General features: G+C 69.6%; 15 protein-coding genes and 4 pseudogenes. 14 read left to right on the top strand and 5 right to left on the bottom strand.

What is annotated here, in order from left to right; genetic code table 11:
* Positions 1-22: 22 nt before the first annotated feature.
* From ACHMXE_RS14720 to ACHMXE_RS14710, 3 genes are read left to right on the top strand one after another with little or no spacing between them, the layout of a single operon-like run.
* Positions 23-1012 (top strand): diacylglycerol kinase family protein, encoded by a 990-nt coding sequence (locus ACHMXE_RS14720; RefSeq protein ID WP_203203042.1) that lies wholly within the window; start codon positions 23-25, stop codon positions 1010-1012.
* On the top strand, positions 1009-1827 hold the full coding sequence (locus ACHMXE_RS14715) for a metallophosphoesterase family protein (RefSeq protein ID WP_395349910.1): 819 nt from the start codon (positions 1009-1011) through the stop codon (positions 1825-1827). The genes ACHMXE_RS14720 and ACHMXE_RS14715 overlap by 4 nt, the downstream gene beginning before the upstream one ends.
* 10 nt (positions 1828-1837) lie before the next feature.
* Entirely contained in the window at positions 1838-2698 is an 861-nt protein-coding gene (locus ACHMXE_RS14710; protein WP_203203044.1) for a phosphatase PAP2 family protein, read from the top strand.
* Between the two features lie 78 nt (positions 2699-2776).
* On the opposite strand, the gene ACHMXE_RS14705 is transcribed toward ACHMXE_RS14710, so the two are convergent.
* A complete protein-coding gene (locus ACHMXE_RS14705; protein WP_395349909.1) occupies positions 2777-3802 on the bottom strand; it encodes an asparaginase in 1026 nt (341 codons plus the stop codon).
* 206 nt (positions 3803-4008) lie between these two features.
* Here ACHMXE_RS14705 and ACHMXE_RS14700 point away from each other — a divergent pair, with 206 nt between their 5' ends.
* The 8 genes and pseudogenes from ACHMXE_RS14700 (at position 4009) to ACHMXE_RS14665 (ending at position 11671) form a co-directional block, all read left to right on the top strand.
* Positions 4009-4689: a TetR/AcrR family transcriptional regulator gene (locus tag ACHMXE_RS14700; protein ID WP_177239444.1), complete on the top strand. Its 681-nt coding sequence runs from the start codon at positions 4009-4011 to the stop codon at positions 4687-4689.
* Positions 4690-4813: 124 nt separating this feature from the next.
* Entirely contained in the window at positions 4814-5401 is a 588-nt protein-coding gene (locus ACHMXE_RS14695; protein ID WP_395349907.1) for an NAD(P)H-dependent oxidoreductase, read from the top strand.
* Positions 5398-6692 (top strand): annotated as a pseudogene (locus ACHMXE_RS14690) (amidohydrolase family protein). The gene ACHMXE_RS14695 and the pseudogene ACHMXE_RS14690 overlap by 4 nt, the downstream one beginning before the upstream one ends.
* A 40-nt stretch (positions 6693-6732) precedes the next feature.
* Entirely contained in the window at positions 6733-7596 is an 864-nt protein-coding gene (locus ACHMXE_RS14685; RefSeq protein WP_093348298.1) for a creatininase family protein, read from the top strand.
* Positions 7597-7661: 65 nt separating this feature from the next.
* On the top strand, positions 7662-8642 hold the full coding sequence (locus tag ACHMXE_RS14680; RefSeq protein ID WP_395349906.1) for an ABC transporter substrate-binding protein: 981 nt from the start codon (positions 7662-7664) through the stop codon (positions 8640-8642).
* A gap of 13 nt (positions 8643-8655) precedes the next feature.
* A pseudogene (locus tag ACHMXE_RS14675) lies at positions 8656-9484 on the top strand (ABC transporter ATP-binding protein).
* Positions 9481-10284 (top strand): ABC transporter permease, encoded by an 804-nt coding sequence (locus tag ACHMXE_RS14670; protein WP_203203051.1) that lies wholly within the window; start codon positions 9481-9483, stop codon positions 10282-10284. The pseudogene ACHMXE_RS14675 and the gene ACHMXE_RS14670 overlap by 4 nt, the downstream one beginning before the upstream one ends.
* A 7-nt stretch (positions 10285-10291) precedes the next feature.
* Positions 10292-11671, top strand: coding sequence for an FAD-binding oxidoreductase (locus ACHMXE_RS14665; RefSeq protein ID WP_395349904.1), 1380 nt, complete (start codon positions 10292-10294; stop codon positions 11669-11671).
* Between the two features lies 1 nt (position 11672).
* Here the strand turns inward: ACHMXE_RS14665 and lnt are convergent.
* The 4 genes and pseudogenes from lnt to ACHMXE_RS14645 form a co-directional block, all read right to left on the bottom strand.
* Positions 11673-13195 (bottom strand): annotated as a pseudogene (lnt, locus tag ACHMXE_RS14660) (apolipoprotein N-acyltransferase).
* Positions 13195-14073 carry an HlyC/CorC family transporter gene (locus tag ACHMXE_RS14655; RefSeq protein ID WP_057596996.1) on the bottom strand — a complete coding sequence of 293 codons (879 nt, stop codon included), beginning with the start codon at positions 14071-14073 and terminating at the stop codon, positions 13195-13197. The pseudogene lnt and the gene ACHMXE_RS14655 overlap by 1 nt, the downstream one beginning before the upstream one ends.
* A 159-nt stretch (positions 14074-14232) precedes the next feature.
* Positions 14233-14961 carry a GNAT family N-acetyltransferase gene (locus tag ACHMXE_RS14650; protein WP_395349902.1) on the bottom strand — a complete coding sequence of 243 codons (729 nt, stop codon included), beginning with the start codon at positions 14959-14961 and terminating at the stop codon, positions 14233-14235.
* 109 nt (positions 14962-15070) lie between these two features.
* Positions 15071-15544 carry an Lrp/AsnC family transcriptional regulator gene (locus ACHMXE_RS14645; protein ID WP_057596999.1) on the bottom strand — a complete coding sequence of 158 codons (474 nt, stop codon included), beginning with the start codon at positions 15542-15544 and terminating at the stop codon, positions 15071-15073.
* Between the two features lie 159 nt (positions 15545-15703).
* Between ACHMXE_RS14645 and hppD the strand changes: the two are divergent.
* From hppD to phhA, 3 genes and pseudogenes are all read left to right on the top strand, one after another.
* Positions 15704-16830, top strand: a pseudogene (hppD, locus tag ACHMXE_RS14640) (4-hydroxyphenylpyruvate dioxygenase).
* Positions 16831-16859: 29 nt separating this feature from the next.
* Positions 16860-17666: a transporter substrate-binding domain-containing protein gene (locus ACHMXE_RS14635; RefSeq protein ID WP_395349898.1), complete on the top strand. Its 807-nt coding sequence runs from the start codon at positions 16860-16862 to the stop codon at positions 17664-17666.
* A gap of 15 nt (positions 17667-17681) precedes the next feature.
* The gene (gene phhA, locus ACHMXE_RS14630) at positions 17682-18554 is read left to right on the top strand and encodes a phenylalanine 4-monooxygenase (protein WP_395349897.1); all 873 of its coding nucleotides are present in this window, start codon (positions 17682-17684) and stop codon (positions 18552-18554) included.

Here is an 18554-nt window from a genome sequence, read left to right as displayed (position 1 = left end):
CGAGCCCCAGCCCCCACGCCCCATGCCAGCGCCCGAGACCGGCCCGAACACCCCGCTCTTCATCGTGCTCAATGCCGCCTCCGGCAGCGAGGACGCCGTCCAGGCCCGCCAGGTCATCGAGGAAGGCTGCGCCGCGGCCGACCGCCGGCTGCGCATCTTCACGGTCGACCGCGGCAGCGCCGACGACGGCCCCGGCAGCCTGCGCGCGCTGGCGCGCGAGGCGGTGGAGCGCGCGCGGGCCGCCGGCGGCGTGGTGGTGGCCGCGGGCGGCGACGGCACCATCAACGCCGTGGCCCAGGCCACGCTGGGCAGCGGCTGCGCCTTCGGCGTGCTGCCGCAGGGCACCTTCAACTACTTCAGCCGCGCCCACGGCATCCCGCGCGACACCGCGCAGGCACTCGAGGTGCTGCTGACCCAAACGCCGCGGCCGGTGCAGGTCGGACTGCTCAACGACCGCGCCTTCCTGGTCAACGCCAGCCTCGGGCTGTACGCCCAGCTGCTCGAGGAGCGCGAGCACTACAAGTCGCGCTACGGGCGCAACCGCCTGATCGCGCTCGGCGCGGGCCTGCTCACGGTGCTGCGCGGCCACCGCACGCTCGACCTGCGCATGGGCTGGCGCGGCCAGGAGCGCGCGATCCGCACGCCCACGCTGTTCGTCGGCAACAACCCGCTGCAGCTGTTGCAGATCGGCATCGAGCATGCCGACGCGCCCGAGCAGGGCCAGCTGGCGGCGGTGGCGCTCAAGCCCCATGGCCTGCTGTCGATGCCGGGGCTGCTGCTGCGCGGCGCGCTCGGGCGGCTCGGCGAGGCCGACGAGGTGCTGAGCTTCCCCTTCGAATCGATGACGGTGCGCATCGGCCGCGCGGGCAGCCGCGGCCCGCGGCGCGTGAAGGTGGCGACCGACGGCGAGATCGCCTGGGCCGAGATGCCGCTGCTGTTCCGCGTCTCGCCCGAGCCGCTGTGGCTGATACGGCCCGACGTGGCGCCCGAGCTCGAGGCCGCCAAGCAATGAGTGTGTTGCTGCAGGTTTCCGACCCGCACTTCGGCACCGAGCAGCCGCCGGTGCTGGCGGCGCTCGAGCGGCTGGCGCGCGAGCTCGCGCCCGAGCTGCTGGTGCTGTCGGGCGACATCACGCAGCGCGCCACGCGCGCGCAGTTCGCGGCCGCGCGCGCCTTCGTCGACCGGCTGGCGCCGCCGGCGCTGCTGGCGATCCCGGGCAACCACGACATCCCGCTGTTCCAGCTCGCGGCGCGCGCCTTCGCGCCCTACGGCCGCTACAGCGAGGCCTTCGGCGACGAGCTCGAGCCGGTGATCGACCGGCCCGGCTGGCTGGCGATCGGCGTCAAGACCACGCGCCGCTGGCGCCACGAGGACGGCGAGGTGTCGCGCGCGCAGGTCGAGCGGGTGGCCCGGCGACTGGCGGCGGCGGCGCCGTCGCAGCTGCGCGTGGTGGTCACGCACCAGCCGGTGGCGGTGACGCGGCGCGAGGACATCGGCAACCGGCTGCACGGCGGCGAGGCCGCGGTGGCGCGCTGGGCCGCGGCCGGCGCCGACCTGGTGCTCGGCGGCCACATCCACCTGCCCTTCGTGCTGCCGCTGCACGAATGCTTCGCCGGTTTTCCGCGGCCGATGTGGGCGGTACAGGCGGGCACGGCGGTGTCGTGGCGCGTGCGCGCGGGGCATCCGAACTCGGTCAACGTGCTGCGGCGCGACGACGATGCGCGCGCCTGCGCGGTCGAGCGCTGGGACTATTCGGCCGAGCGCCAGGCCTTCGTGCTCGCCGACGCCGTAAGGCTTTCGCTTGCCAGCACGACGGCGCCGCTTTAGGGTGCGCCGCATGTCATCGGCAGTCCCCGTCCCTTCCTCCCTTTCCTCCTCTCCCCTCCCCACCCCGCCCGCCCTGGTCGCGCATGCCGAGCAGCTCGGCGCCCATGCGCTGGGCGGCTTCCTCTCGCTGCTGCTGGCCTCGGTGCTGATCGCCGGCCTGGCCTGCTGGATGGCGCAACGCCGCCGGCTCGCGCTGGCGGCCGAGGAAGAGCCCGACGAACCGCGGCTGGTGCTGGCGCTGGCGCTGGGCTTCGCGGCGATCCTCGGCGCCTCGAGCCTGTTCGCCTGGATCGCCTCGAACCTCGGCGACGGCCGCACGCTGGGCCTGGCCGATCAGGCACTGACCGACGCGATCGCGCAGCACATGCCGCGCGGCGTGATCCTCGCGTTCAGCTGGCTCACGCGGCTCGGCGACTTCGCCACCTTGGCGCCGGTGGCGGTGCTGGTGGCGCTGCTGCTGTGGCTGCGTTCCCATCGCGGCCTGGCGCTGGGCTGGTCGATGGCGCTGGGGGGCATCGTGCTGCTGAACCCGGCCCTCAAGCAGATCTTCGCGCGCGCCCGGCCGCTGCACGACCACGGCCTGGCGCACGAGACCAGCTACAGCTTCCCGAGCGGCCACAGCGCGGGCGCGATCGTGAGCTACGGCATGCTGGTCTATCTCGCGCTGCGCCTGCTGCCGCCGCGCTGGCACGTGGCGGCGGCGATGGCCGGCGCGGGTGCGATCGTCACCATCGCCTGCAGCCGGATCTTCCTGCAGGTGCACTTCGCGAGCGACGTGGTGGCGGGCCTGCTGACCGGGCTGGCCTGGCTGGTGGTGTGCGTGGGCGGGCTGGAGTTCGCGCGGCATCGCCAGCGGCGGCTCGCGCGCTGAAACCGGCCGCGAAAGAAAAGGGCCGCGCCCTTCCTCGCGGAAGCGGCGCGGCCCCAGAGACCGGCGCGGATCGAGGGATCAGTATTCCCAGAAGATGCGCTGCAGTTCCTTGGTGTCGCTCGTCTTGGTCAGCGCGACCATCGCGAGGATGCGCGCCTTCTGCGGGCGCAGGTCGTGCGCCACCACCCAGTCGTACTTGTCGTCGGGCTGCTCGGCGTTGCGGATCACGAAGCCGTCGGGCACGCGCGAGCTGCGGATGACGACGATGCCGTCGGCGCGCACCTTCTGCAGGTTCGGCACGATGCGGTCGGCGACCGAGCCGTTGCCGGTGCCGCCATGGATCAGCGCCTTGATGCCGCTCTTGCCGAGCGCATCGATGGCGGTCGAGGACACGCCCTCGTAGCCCATCGCGATCTCGACCGGCGGCAGCGCGTTGATCTTGTCGATGTCGAACTCCGAGTTCACGGTGTGGCGCTTCACGGGCGCGCGGAACCAGTAGTTCTTGCCCTCGACCACCATGCCCAGCGGGCCCCACTGGCTCGAGAAGGCGCTGGTCTTGATGTTCACGCTCTTGCTCACGTCGCGGCCGGTGTCGATGTTGTCGCCCATCGTCACCAGCACGCCCTTGCCCGCGGCGTCCTTGCTGCCGGCCACCGTCACGGCGTCGTACAGGTTGAGCGCGCCGTCGGCCGACAGCGCGGTGCCCGGGCGCATCGAGCCGACCACCACGATCGGCTTGGAGGTGTGCACGGTCAGAGTTAGGAAGTAGGCGGTTTCTTCGAGCGTGTCGGTGCCGTGCGTGATCACGATGCCGTCGACGTCGCTCTGCTTCGACAGCGCCGACACGCGCTTGGCGAGCGTGAGCAGGTTGTCGTTGGTGAGGCTCTCGGACGCGACCTGGAACACCTGTTCGCCGCGCACGTTGGCGACCTTGGAGAGCTCGGGCAGGCCCGCGATCAGCTTCTCGACACCGACCTTGGCGGCCGCGTAGGTGGCGCTGTTGACGGCCGAGGCGCCGGCGCCCGCGATGGTGCCGCCGGTGGCCAGGATCACCACGTTGGGGAGCGCCTGCTGCGCCTGCGCGAGCGCGCTGGCCGCCAGCATCGCGGCACCGGCCGCGAGGGCCCTGAAGCGGGGGGAAAGGTAGATGGAGAACTCCTTGTGTTGAATGAATTTTTCGAGGCGGCGAGAAGATACATGAACCATGCCCGGCTGGCCGGCGCGGCCATGCCGGCATGGCATGCGGTCATGCGGCCGTGGCGAAGCAGGCATTACCATCCAACGCGCGCACGCCGCGCCACTCCCTCGCCATGAACGCCGATTCCGCCGCCCTTCCCGTCTCGACCGCCCAGGAAATGCCCGCGCCCGACGGCCCGCTGTCGCGCGCGCGCCCGGGCCGCGAACGCATCATGGCGGCGATCCGCGCCGCGGCCATCGCGGAGTTCAGCCTGCATGGCCTCAAGGGCACCTCGACCCAGGCCATCGCGGCACGCGCCGGCCTCACCAAGCCGCAGCTGCACTACTACATCGTCGGCAAGGAAGAGCTGTACGAAGAACTGCTGATGCAGGTGCTGCATGCGTGGAAGGTGGTGTTCTCGTTCGAGGACGCGAGCGACCCGGCGACGGTGCTCGGCGACTACATCCGCAAGAAGCTCGACCATGCGATCGACAGCCCCGAGATGTCGCGCATCTTCACGCGCGAGATCCTCGACGGCGGCCGCAACCTCGACCGCTACTGGCCCAACGCGCGCGCCTGGACGCAGAAGAAGGTCGACATCATCAACGGCTGGATCGCGCGCGGCCAGATGCGCCCGCTCGATGCGCGCATCCTGCTGATGCACGTCTGGGCCATGACCCAGAGCTACGCCGATTACGCGATCCAGACGCGCGTGATGCTGGGCCTGCCGCCCGACGCGCCGATCGACCGCGAGCCGATCGCGCGCGAGCTGGTGGCCTTCGTGCTGGCCGGCTGCGGCATCCGCGCGAGCTAGCAGCGCGCGCCGCCCGGGCGCCCTCCTCCCCCGCCAGAACCGCACCGGCCCCAATCCGGTGCGCCCGCGCTGGCACGTCGCTTGCTAAACCTGACCACTTGCTCTGATTAAGCGGTCAAACACCATGCGCGTGCTCGTCGTCTACTGCCACCCGGTCGAAACCAGCTTCCATGCCGCCCTGCACCAGGAGGTGCTGAAGAACCTGCGCGCGGCCGGCCACGAGGTCGACGACTGCGATCTCTATGCCGAGGGCTTCGATCCGGTGCTCTCGCGCGAGGAGCGCCTGGGCTACCACGAGGTGCCGGCCAACCAGCTGCCGCTCAAGCCCTACGTCGAGCGGCTGCAGTGGGCCGAGGGCATCGTGTTCTGCTTCCCGACCTGGTGCTTCGGCCTGCCGGCCATGCTCAAGGGCTACTTCGACCGGCTGTTCATGCCCGGCGTGGCCTTCGACATCAGCGACCCCGCCAACGTGAAGCCGATGCTCACGCACATCAAGCGCATCAGCGCCGTGGTCACCTACGGCCGGCCGCGCTGGGTGGCGATGTACATGGGCGACCCGCCGCGCAAGATCGTCACGCGCTACATGAAACGGCTGACCGGCCATGGCGCCAAGGTCGACTACCACGCCCACTACCACATGAACGTGGCGACCGAGCCCCAGCTCCAGCGCTTCATGGCCAAGGTCGGCAACGCCATGGCGCGCTTCGCATGAGCGCGCCCGTGCTGCTCGACCGGCTGCGCCTGCCGCGCTGGCTGCTGCCGGCCGACTGGCCGCAGCGCGACGGCGTGCCGGCGCTCGCACGGCTCGCGATAGAGGGTGGCCGCGTGCAGACGCTGCGCCCCGCGGACGACGCCCCGACGCCCGCCGCGGGGCTGGGACCTCGGCGGCACGCTCGCGCTGCCGGGCTTCGTCGATGCCCACACGCACCTCGACAAGGTCTTCACGCTGCCGCGCATGAAGGCGGTGCAGCCGGGCCTGCTCGGCGCCATCGACGCGATGCTGGCCGACCGCGTGAACTGGACGCCCGCCGACGTGCGCGAACGCGCGGCGCGCGGGCTGCAATGGGCCTGGGAATGCGGCACCACGCACTTGCGCACGCACGTCGACTGGTGGGGAGCCCGATGCCCTGCCGATGGCCTGGCCCGTGATGGCCGAGCTGGCGCAGGAATGGGAAGGCCGCGTGCGGCTCGAGCAGGTGAGCCTGATCAAGCTGCCGCTGTTCGAGGACGCGGCGCAGGCACTGCGGCTCGCGAAGCAGGTCAAGGCCACCGGGCCGCACGCGCTGCTCGGCGGCTTCGTGCACTCCACCAACTGGAGCGAGAACGCGTTGCGCAACCTGCTGCGCTCGGCACAGGCCTGCGAGCTCGACATCGACCTGCACGTGGACGAGGAGCTCAATGCCTCGGCCGCGGGCCTGGCGGCCACCGCGCGCATCCTGGCCGAGATCGGCTACGAGGGCCGCGTGGTCTGCGGCCACATCTGCGCGCTCGCGGAACAGCCCGAGGCGCAGGCGCTCGCCACGCTCGACGCGGTGGCGCGCGCGCCGATCACGGTGGTCTCGCTGCCCGCCACCAACCTGCTGCTGCAGGACGCCGTGACCGGCCGCACGCCGCGCCGGCGCGGCATCACGCTGGTGAAGGAGGCGCGCGAGCGCGGCATTCCGCTGCTGTTCGCGAGCGACAACGTGCAGGACCCGTTCTGCCGGCTCGGCAGCTTCGATCCCGTGGAAGCGCTGGGCACGGCCGCGCTGGTGGCGCAGCTCGACGAGCCGTTCGAGACCTGGTCGGAGGCGCTGTGCCGCGCCGACTGGCTGCGCCGCGACGCCACCACGCAACGCCCGACGCTCGTCGGCGCGAGCGCCGACCTCGTGCTCTTCGGCGCGGCCGACCGCTTCGGCTGGCCCTCGCGCAGCGCATCGCGCGTGGTGCTGCGCGCGGGCCGCGTCGCGCACGGCGAGGTGCCGGCGACCTGGCGCGCGCACGGCGGCGCCGTCGGCGCCTGAGCCCTCTTCAACGAACAGAACCACTCCAAGGACCGTCCCCATGCTCCACGGCTACATCCCTCCCCACCGCTTCCTGCCCTACCTGAGCTGGACCGAGATCGCCGCGCTGCCCGACCGCGAGAACACGGTCATCGTGCTGCCCTGCGGCGCGATCGAGCAGCACGGCCCGCACCTGCCGTGCTCGGTCGACAGCGTGATCAGCTCGGGCGTGATGGGCAAGGCGCTCGAGAAGCTGCCGGCCGAGGTGCGCGCCTTCGCGCTGCCGACCATCACCTACGGCAAGTCGGAAGAGCACCTTCACTTCCCCGGCACGATGACGCTGACCGGCACCACGCTGCTGTCGACCGTGACCGAGATCGGCGAGTCGGTCTACCGCGCGGGCTTTCGCAAGCTGCTGTTCGCCAACGGCCACGGCGGCCAGCCGCAGGTGCTCGAGATGGCGGCGCGCGAACTGCGGCTGCGCCACGGCGACTTCGTGGTGGTGCCGCACGGCGTGTCTCGGCTGCCGAGCGCGGCCAGCAAGCAGGTCAGCGAGCAGGAGAAGAAGCTCGCGATGCATGCCGGCCATTCCGAGACCGCGCTGATGCTCGCGCTCGCGCCCGAGACGGTGCACATGGAGCGCGCGGTGGCCAATTTCCCGCCGCCGTTCCCGATCAAGCTGCTGTCGGCCGACGGCCGCCCGGCCTGCGCCTGGACCGCGCGCGACTTCGGCCCCAGCGGCGTGATCGGCGACCCGACCACCGCCACGCGCGAACAGGGCGAGGCGATCCTCGACACGCTGTCCGACAGCTGGGTGCAGGCGCTGACCGAGCTGCATGCGCTGCGCTGGGTGGTGCGCGAGGAAGCCACCTGGGAGCGCGGCCACCAGCAGGGCTTCGTGCAGCAGTCCTTCGCGCCGGCCTGAGCCTGCTTCTTGCATCGGCCCGTCTTTCCCCTTTTTCTTCACCCACGCCCTAGAGAGGTCCTCCCATGCGCTCCTTCGCACTGTCCCTGGCCGGCGCCGCCGCCATCGCCTTCCTCGCCGCGCCCGCGCAGGCCGAGGACAAGTTCACCTACATGACCAACTGGTACGCGCAGGCCGAGCACGGCGGCTTCTACCAGGCCGTGGCGCAGGGCATCTACAAGAAGCACGGCCTCGACGTGACCATCAAGATGGGCGGCCCGCAGGTCAACATCACGCAGATGATGGCGGCCGGCCAGGCCGACTGCATCATGGGTTCGAGCGACATCCAGATGATGCAGGTGCGCGAGGGCGGCGTGCCGGTGGTCAACGTGGCGGCCTTCTTCCAGAAGGACCCGCAGGTGCTGATCGCGCACGACGACGTGAAGGGCTTCGAGGACCTCAAGGGCAAGACGCTCTTGATCGGCGCGCAGGCCAACCGCGGCTACTGGCCGTGGCTCAAGGCCAAGTTCGGCCTCAAGGACGAGCAGACCCGGCCCTACACCTTCAACATCCAGCCCTTCGTGGCCGACAAGAACACGGCCCAGCAGGGCTACCTGACCTCCGAGCCCTACGCGATCCAGAAGGCCGGCGTGAAGAGCACGGTGCTGATGTTCAGCGACCACGGCTTCCCGGCCTATGCCACCACCGTGTCGTGCATGGAGAAGACGGTGAAGGAGCGCGGCAAGCAGGTGGCGGCCTTCGTCAAGGCCTCGGCCGAAGGCTGGAAGAGCTACCTCGCCGATCCCGCGCCCGCCAACGCGCTGATCAAGAAGGACAACCCCAACATGACCGACGACCAGCTCGCCTACAGCGTGGCCAAGCTCAAGGAGATGGGAATGATCACGGGCGGCGACGCCGGCAAGCTCGGCATCGGCGTGATGACCGATGCGCGCGCCAAGGCCAGCTACGACTTCCTCGTGAGCGCGAAGCTGCTCGACCCGGCCAAGGTCGAGCTCGCGAAGACCTACACGACCGAGTTCGTGAAGGACGCCAAGGCGCTGCCCTGATCGTCGCCACGCCATGAACCGCATCGCCCCCCACACCCTCGCGCCGCCGACGGTGCCTGCCGTGCCCGCGGTGGAAGTGCTCTCGGCCGAGAAGACCTATCCCAACGGCACGCAGGCGCTGCTGCCGGTCGACCTGTCGATCGCCGAGGGCGAGTTCGTCACGCTGCTCGGTCCCTCGGGCTGCGGCAAGAGCACGCTGCTCAAGATGGTGGCGGGCATGCTCGAGCCCAGCGACGGCCGGCTTTTGGTGTGGCGCAAGCCGGTGAGCCAGCTGCACGACAGCGCGCGCCGGATGTCCTTCGTGTTCCAGTCGCCCACGCTGATGCCCTGGGCCAGCGTGCAGACCAACGTGCGGCTGCCGCTCGACCTGGCGGGCGTGCCGCGCAAGGAGGCCGATGCGCGCGTGATGGAGTCGCTGGCGCTGGTGGGCCTCGAGAAGTTCGCGGGCGCGCTGCCGCGCGCGCTCTCGGGCGGCATGCAGATGCGGGTGTCGATCGCGCGCGGGCTGGTCACGCAGCCCGACCTGCTGCTGATGGACGAGCCCTTCGGCGCGCTCGACGAGATCACGCGCCACAAGCTCGATGCCGACCTGCTCGAGCTCTGGCGCAAGAAGAAGCTCACGGTGATCTTCGTGACGCACTCGATCCACGAGGCGGTGTTTCTCGAGCCGCGTGGTGATGATGGCCGCGCGGCCGGGCCGCGTGGTCGAGCAGTTCCAGATCGACGAACCCTATCCGCGCAGCGCCGACTTCATGGTCACGCCCGAGTTCGCGCGCCATGCGAAGCGGCTGCAGGACAGCCTGCTGCGCGCCAGCCATGCCGACGAGGAGCACGCGCGATGAGCCGCACGCCGCTGCTGAGCCAGCCGCGCGTGCAGCGCGTGCTCTATCCCCTGGCGATCGGCGTGCTGCTGATCGCGCTGTGGCAATGGATGGTGGTGGCGATGGAGCTGCCGCCCTACCTCGTGCCCTCGCCCTGGCTGATGCTGCAGACGCTGGTGACCGACTGGGCGCCGCTGGGCAGCGCGCTGCTGGTCACGCTCAAGATCACCGTGCTCTCGTTCGTGCTCGCCACGGTGGCGGGCGTGCTGATCTCGTTCCTGTTCGTGCAGAGCAAGCGCATCGAGACCGCGCTCTTTCCGTACGCGGTGCTGCTGCAGGTCACGCCGATCGTGGCGGTGGCGCCGCTGATCATCATCTGGGTCAAGAACCCGACGGCCGCGATGACCGTGTGCGCGGCGCTGGTGGCGCTGTTCCCGATCATCAGCAACACCACGCTGGGCCTGCGCAGCATCGACCCCGATCTGCAGAGCTACTTCAAGCTCAACCGCGCCACGCGCTGGCAGCAACTGGTGCGGCTGCGCATCCCGAGCGCGCTGCCCTACTTCTTCGGCGGCCTGCGCATCTCCAGCGGCCTCGCGCTGATCGGCGCGGTGGTGGCGGAGTTCGTGGCCGGCACCGGCGGCTCGGGCGCGGGACTGGCCTACCAGATCCTGCAGGCCGGCTTCCAGCTGAACATCCCGAGGATGTTCGCCGCGCTGCTGCTGATTTCCCTCACCGGCGTCGCGCTCTTCGTGCTGATGGCCTGGCTCACCAAGGTGGCGCTGGGCTCGTGGCATGCGAGCGAACTTTCCCAGGACTGATCCCATCATGAACGCACAAGAATCCTCCATCGGGCCGCTGCTGCTCGAACTCCCCGACCTCGACTGGATCACCGACGAGGGCCGCGTCGTGCGGCTGTCGCAGGACTTCTCCTGGTTCAGCCCGGTGCTCAAGCGCCAGCTCGAAGGCAAGCATGCCGACGTGGTGGTGCGCCCGCGCAGCGAGGACGAGATCCGCGCGGTGGTCGGCGCCTGCGCGCGCCACGGCGTGCCGATCACCGTGCGCGGCAGCGGCACCGGCAACTACGGCCAGACCACGCCGCTGGCCGGCGGCGTGGTGCTCGACATGACCGGCTACAACGCCTGCCTCTGGGTGCAGCCCGGCGTGGCGCGCGCGCAGGCCGGCATCCGCCTGGGCGAGCTCGAGAAGCAGACCAGGGCCAGCGGCCAGGAGATGCGCTGCGTGCCCTCGACCTACCGCAGCGCCACGCTCGGCGGCCTGTTCGGCGGCGGCTTCGGCGGCGTGGGCTCGATCAACTACGGGCCGCCGGGCGCGCCCGGCAACGTGCTCGGCATCCGCGCGATGACCATCGAGCCCGAACCCCAGGTGGTGGAGCTGCGCGGCGCCGAGGCGATGCGCATGCACCACCTGTGGGGCACCAACGGACTGGTGCTCGAGCTCGAGGTCGCGCTGGCGCCCGCGCATCCGTGGCTCGAGACGCTCGTGACCTTCTCCGATTTCGAGGGCGCGCTGAACTTCGCCGACCGGCTCGCGAACGCGCCGGGCATCGTGAAGCGCGAGGTGTCGTTCTATGCGGCGCCGATCTCCGACCACCTGGCGCAGCTCGCGGCGCACCTGCCCAAGGGCTGCCACACGGTGCTGTCGCTGGTGGCCGAGGCCAGCGAGCCGGCGCTGCTGCAGCTGGTCGAGAGCTTCGGCGGCAGCGTGAGCTACCGCAAGACCGCGGCCGAGGTGCAGAAGAGCAACCGCACCCTGATGGAATTCACCTGGAACCACACGACGCTGCACGCGCTCAAGGTCGACCCGACCCTGACCTACCTGCAGAGCGGCTTCGTGCCGGGGCGCCACGTGGCGCAGGTCATCGAGATGGAGAAGCTGCTGGGCGGCGAGGTGATGATGCACCTGGAGTTCATCCGCAACGTGGCGGGCCTGATGACCTGCAGCGGCCTGCAGCTGGTGCGCTTCAGCACCGAGGAACGGCTGCAGGAGATCATGCAGATCCACCGCGAGCACGAGGTGCACATCAACAACCCGCACGTGAACATCGTCGAGGATGGCAAGGCCGGCGGGCCGCTGCCGCCCGAGGTGATCGCGGTGAAGCGACGCTTCGATCCGCTGGGCCTGCTGAACCCCGGCAAGCTGCGCGACTGGCCGGTGAAGCCGCGCGCGGCCGCGGTGGCGGCCTGAGTCAGGCCGCGCGGCGGCGGCGCACGAAGGCGAGCGCGACGATCGCGCAGGCCAGGCCCCACAGCGGCCACAGCCCGAGGTGCGCGACCCAGCGCGCATAGGGCGTGAGGCCGGTGCGGCCCTCGACCGGGGCCTCGAGCACGCCGCGCGTGAGCCGCGGCAGCGCATGGGTCACGCGGCCCTCGGCGTCGATGACCACGGTGGCGCCGGCGTCGGTGGCGCGCACCATCGGCCGCGCGAACTCGAGCGCGCGCATGCGCGAGATCGCCAGATGCTGGTCGATGGCGATCGAGTCGCCGAACCAGGCGATGTTGCTGACGTTGAGCAGGATGGTCGGTGCCGTCGCCGCGTCGCGGAAGTTGGCGCCGATCTCGTCGCCGAACAAGTCCTCGTAGCAGATGTTCGGCGCGATGCGCTGGCCCTGCCAGGCGAGCGCGGGCTGCGCGAGGCCGCCGCTGCGGAAGTCGCCGAGCGGGATGCTCATCATGTCGATGAACCAGCGGAAGCCGAAGGGAATGAACTCGCCGAAGGGCACGAGGTGGTGCTTGCTGTAGGCATAGGCCGAGGCAGCGCCGGGCCGGAAGCCGAGCACGGTGTTGGTGTAGCCCGGCGGTCGCCCAGCGGCAGGCCGACCACGGCCGCCTGGCTGCCGCTCGCATAGCGCGCCTGGATCGCCTCGAGGTAGCCCGCGGCAGCTGCTGCGGCAGCAGCGGGATCGCGGTCTCGGGCGTGACCACCAGCGAGGCCCTGGCATCGCGCAGCTGTTCGCCGTACCAGCGCAGCGCGTTCTCGATGCCGCCGTTGGGAACGAACTTCTCGTCCTGCGCGATGTTGCCCTGCAGCAGCGCGACCTGCAGCGTGCCCGCGGCTTCGCCGCGCGAAGGCTGGGCCACGAGCGGGAAGGCGAACACGGCCGCGACCAGCACCGCGGCACCCGCGAGCTCAACGCGGGCTGCGGGGTCGTGCCAGCGCGACCAGCGCGGCCGCCAGGGCCGCCACGGCGCCGATGCCGTAGACGCCGATCCACGGCGCCCAACCCGAGAGCGGGCCCTCGACATGCGCATAGCCGCCCGCGCCCCAGGGAAAACCGGTGAACCAGCTGCCGCGCACCAGCTCGGCCAGCGTCCACAGCGCGGCGAACACCAGCGCGCCGGTGACCGTGCCGCGCGGACCGCGCCGCACGAACCAGGCACCGGCGAAGGCGTAGTACAGGCCGAGCGCGGCCGCGAGCGCGAGCACCGCGATCGCGGCCAGCGGCGCGGCGAGGCCGCCGTAGGTGTGCATTGAGATGAAGAGCCACCAGAAGGTGCCGCTGAGCCAGGCGGTGGAGAACAGCCAGGCATGCAGCCCGGCGCGGCGCCAGCCCGCTTGCTGCTCGCGCAGCCGGCGCAGCCCGAAGGCGAGGACGCCGAGCGACACCAGTTGCAGCAGCCACATCGGCCGGCCCGAGCCGGGCATGGCGATCGAGGCGGCCTGCGCCAGTCCGGCCAGCAGGAAGGCCAGGGCCAGCAATGCGGCGCGCATCAGTCGGCCGCGTCGCCGCCGCGGGCCGGCGACACCTTGAACCAGCGCACCGCGCCGCCCTTGGTGTGCAGCACCACGAAGTCGAAGCCGCCGATCGCATGGTGCTCGCCGCGCTTGGGCACGTGGCCCATCTCGTGCGCGATCAGGCCGCCGATGGTGTCGAAGTCCTCGCTGAGCTGTTCCTCGTCGAAGACGATGCCGAAGGCCTCGGCCACGCGCTCGATCGGCGTGTCGCCCGAGACGCGGTAGGTGTGGTCGGCCAGGCCGAAGATGTCGCCCTCGTCCTCGGCGATGTCGAACTCGTCCTCGATCTCGCCGACGATCTGCTCGAGCACGTCCTCGATGGTGATCAGGCCGGCCACGCGGCCGAACTCGTCGATGACGATCGCCAGGTGGTTGCGGTTGCCGCGGAACTCGCGCAGCAGGTCGTTGAGGCCCTTGCTCTCGGGCACGAAGGTCGCGGGCCGCAGCAGCGCGCGGATGTTCAGGCCCGGCGCGCGCTGCAGCTTGAGCAGGTCCTTCGCGAGCAGGATGCCGATGATGTTTTCCTTCTCGCCCTCGTACACCGGGAAGCGCGAGTGCGCGGTGTCGATGACCAGGTGCAGCAGCGCGTCGTAGGGCGCGTCGATGTTGACCAGGTCCATGCGCGGTGCCGCGACCATCACGTCGCCGGCCGTCATGTCGGCCATGCGCAGCACGCCTTCGAGCATCACGCGCGATTCGGCGCCGATCACCTGGTTGTCTTCGGCATCCGCCAGGGTTTCGATCAGCTCGTCGCGCGAGTCCGGACCGGGATGGATGAATTCGGCGAGCTTCTGGAGAAACCCGCGCTTGTCTTCCCGTTCGACGGGTGCGCGTTCAGGGTGAGGTTCGGCCACTGCGGGAGGGCGTAGTCGGGGGGAGTGCAAGGATACCGGATTGCATGTGACAGGCTCTACCGGGTCGTTCCGGGGGCATGCAAGGAGCGTTCCCGAGGGCCGGCCCCCTCGGGGGGTGGCGTTACACGAGCGAAGCGAGTGAAAAGCCTGGGGGCCCGGTTATTGCGCCGACTTGCCGCGCGCGTCGCGCACGCCGCTGCGGACTTCCTGCAGGCTGGCCAGGAAGGCCCAGAACTGCTTGGCGCGCGACTTCAGGTGGAAGTCGACCGCCGCGTAGTGCTCGAGCGCGATCTCGCTCATGCGGCTGTCGAAGGTGGCGCTCGGCAGCTGCAGGTGGGCTTCCGATTCGGAACCGCTGCGCACCACGGTGGCGCCGGCATTGCGCGCGATCTTGAGCATCGCGGCGTTCTCGCTGAGCGCATGGATGAACAGCATGCCCACGCCTTCGTTGCGCGCCACGACCACGGCGCGCTCGAACAGCCGGGCGCCATAGCCGCGTCCGCGGGCATGGGCCGAGACCGAGACACCGAATTCGGCGCAGTCGCTGGGCTGGTGGTCGGGCGCGAAAGCCAGGTGGGCCATCGCGATCAGCTCGAGCTTGCGGTTGTAGATGCCGAACAGCTCGTCGCGATCGAAATCGAGGCCGTCGACATAGCGCTGCACCTGCTCGTCGCCCGCGGCATAGCCGAAACGCAGGTAGCGGTCGTGCGCGCTGAGCGCCAGCAGGTGGCTGGCGATGCGGTCGCGCTCGCGCGGGCCGATCGAGCGGATCGGCACCATGACGGGCTGCGGCGCGGTGGCGGCGCGTGGCTGGGCCTCAACCATCGGCGCCTTCAGAAAAGAGCCGAGGCCGAGGGATGCCCTGAGGAGGTCCTTGGCGGTAAGCATGGCTTGAATGTAAGGGTTTTCCCTTAACCCGCAAGCCCGGCGGGACACTTTCGTGACTCATTTGTGAATCGATACCCGAAAGCGTGTGCATCGAGCAACTTTTTCGTGTCTAGACCGGCACGGCCGTGGTGGCTTTGACACGGTCGAGCACGAAACTGGTCTTGCAGTCCTGCACGCTCGGGTGCTTGAGCAGGGTGTCCATGATGAAGCGGCTGTAGTGGGCCATGTCGGCCACGACCACGCGCAGCAGGTAGTCCATCTCGCCCGTGAGGGCGGCGCACTCGACGACCTCGGGCCAGGTCTGGACGCTGGCGCGGAACAGGTCCATCGGGTTGCGCTTGTGGCTCTCGGTGTGCTTTTCGAGCCGCACGTTGAGGTACGCCGTGAGGCCCAGCCCGACGGCCTCGGGCTTGACCAGTGCGACGTAGCGGTCGATCACGCGCTGCTCCTCGAGCCGCTTGACCCGCCGCAGCACGGCGCTGGGCGAGAGGCTGACCTGCTCGGCGATCTGGTCGTAGGTGGCGCGGCCATCTGCTTGCAGCGTGCGCAGAATCAGCCGATCTATCTTGTCGAGTGCTTCCATCAATGAATTTTTCGCATTTTTCCTGCAATCGATCCAAGAAACACGCCCGCAAACGCTGAAATCATGAGCGGCAATCGACCTACATTGCTGCACTGGCCGAGCCGCCATCCTTTTCTTTTCCTCGATCCCCTCGATTCCCCCACTTCTTCGGAGACTGCCATGAGCCACGCCGACGCGCCCGCCTTCACGCCCTGGGACAACCCCATGGGCACCGACGGCTTTGAATTCATCGAATACGCGGCACCCGATCCGGTTGCCATGGGCAAGGTGTTCGAGCGCATGGGCTTCACGGCCATCGCCAAGCACCGCCACAAGAACGTGCTGCTGTACCGCCAGGGCGAGATCAACTTCATCCTGAATGCCGAGCCCGATTCGTTCGCGCAGCGCTTCGCGCGCGAGCACGGCCCGAGCGTGTGCGCCATCGCCTTCCGCGTGCAGGACGCCAAGGCCGCCTACGAGCGCGCCACCTCGCTGGGCGCCTGGGGCTTCGCCGACAAGGCCGGCCCGGGCGAGCTGAACATCCCCGCCATCAAGGGCATCGGCGACAGCCTGATCTACCTGGTCGACCGCTGGCCCGGCAAGAACGGCGCGAAGCCCGGCGACATCGGCAACATCGGCTTCTACGACGTGGACTTCGAACCGCTGCCGGGCGTGGCCTCGCAGGACGCCCTGACCACCAGGGCAACGGCCTGACCTACATCGACCACCTGACGCACAACGTCTACCGCGGCCGCATGAACACCTGGGCCGGCTTCTACGAGAAGCTGTTCAACTTCCGCGAGATCAAGTACTTCGACATCGAAGGCCAGGTCACCGGCGTGAAGAGCAAGGCCATGACCAGCCCCTGCGGCAAGATCCGCATCCCGATCAACGAAGAGGGCAAGGAACAGGCCGGCCAGATCCAGGAGTACCTGGACATGTACAAGGGCGAAGGCATCCAGCACATCGCGATGGGCTCGGACGACCTCTACGAGACGGTCGACGCGCTGCGCGCCAAGGGCGTGACCCTGCTGGACACCATCGACACCTACTACGAACTGGTCGACAAGCGCATCCCGGGCCACGGCGAGAGCGTGGAAGAACTGCAGAAGCGCAAGATCCTGATCGACGGCAAGAAGGACGCGCTGCTGCTGCAGATCTTCAGCGAGAACCAGCTCGGCCCGATCTTCTTCGAGTTCATCCAGCGCAAGGGCGACGACGGCTTCGGCAACGGCAACTTCAAGGCGCTGTTCGAGAGCATCGAGCTCGACCAGATGCGCCGCGGCGTGCTGACCGCCGCAAAATAAGCGCTCCTTCCACCCTCCAGGAGCTCCGCATGCGCAACATCCTCTCGATCGGCCTGACCACCCTCGCTGCGGCGGTCATTCTCTCGGGATGCGCGGCGAGGCCGGGAGGCGCGCCGGCCGGCGGCGCCTCGGGCTCGCACCTCGACAGCGTGCAGAAGGCGGCCGTGCTGCGCATCTGCACGCCGGGCGACTATCGGCCCTTCAGCTTCCAAAAGGCCGATGCCTCGTTCGAAGGCATCGACGTCGACCTGATGGCCGGCTTCAGCAGCAGCCTGGGCGCGAAGCCCGAGTGGATCAAGACCACCTGGGCCAACCTGCTGCCCGACCTCGCGGCCGGCAAGTGCGACATCGCCGTGGGCGGCGTGTCGGTGACCACCGACCGCCAGAAGCGCGCCTTCTTCAGCGCGCCCTACATGGTCAACGGCAAGACGCCGATCGCGCGCTGCGCCGACGTGGCCAAGTACCAGAGCGTGACCGACATCGACAAGCCCGCCACGCGCGTCATCTTCAATCCGGGCGGCAGCAACGAACGCTTCGCCCGCACCAACTTCAAGCAGGCCCGGCTCACGCTGCACGGCGAGAACGTGACGATCTTCGACGAGATCCTCGCCAACCGCGCCGACGTGTTCGTGACCGAGTCGGCCGAGGCGATCGTGCAGCAGAAGCTCAAGCCGGGCCTGTGCGCTATCAATCCCGACAAGCCGCTGCAATACGGCGAGATGGCCTGGATGCTGCCGCGCGACGACGTGGCCTTCAAGGCCTATGTCGACCAGTGGCTGCACCTTCAGCAGGCCGGCGGCGACTTCCAGCGCGTCATGGACCGCTGGCTCAAGTAATCAACCGAAGCACCCATGGACACCCCTGCCACCGTCGTCACGCCCGCCGTCTACGGCGCCTCCGATCGCCCGCCGCGCGGCGACTATTCGCGGGGCGGCACGGTGCAGGCCGACTACACCTGCGCGCAGGACTGGGCCAGCTACACGGCGGCCGACCACGACACCTACAAGCGGCTCTACGAGCGCCAGGCCGCGCAGCTGCCGGGGCTGGCCTGCGATGCCTTCATCAAGGCGCTCCCGCTGTTGGGCGTGAAGGACCGCATCCCGCGCTTCGAGGAGCTCAACGAGCGGCTGCACAAGGCCACCGGCTGGGAGATCGTGGCGGTGCCGGGGCTGATTCCCGAGCTGCCCTTCTTCACGCTGCTCGCGAACCGCAAGTTTCCGGTCACCGACTGGATCCGCAAGCCCGAGGAGTTCAACTACATCGTCGAGCCCGACGTGTTCCACGACCTGTTCGGGCACGTGCCGATGCTGTTCGACCCGACCTTCGCGGACTACGTGCAGCGCTATGGCGCGGGTGGCATCAAGGCCCACGAGCTCGACGCCGGCGAGAAGCTCGCGCGGCTGTACTGGTACACGGTGGAGTTCGGGCTGATCCGCCAGCCCGACGGACTGCGCGCCTATGGCGCCGGCATCCTGAGCTCGGTCGGCGAGCTGCAGCACGCGGTGCGCTCCAACGAGCCGCTGCGGCTGCCGCTCGATCTGCTGCGCACCATGCGCACGCTCTACAAGATCGACACCTACCAGGCCAACTACTTCGTCATCGACAGCTTCGCGCAGCTGTTCGACCTGACCGAGCCCGACTTCGCGCCGCTGTACCGGGCGCTGGAGACGGCGGCCGATATTCCTGCAGGCGTGCTGCAGCCCGGCGAATCCGGCAAGGCCTGA

The organism is Variovorax sp. UC122_21 (assembly GCF_044056785.1).
Lineage (GTDB): Bacteria > Pseudomonadota > Gammaproteobacteria > Burkholderiales > Burkholderiaceae_C > Variovorax.
The sequence above is the reverse complement of the archived record's forward strand: the minus strand, read 5'-3'. Positions and strand labels throughout refer to the sequence as shown.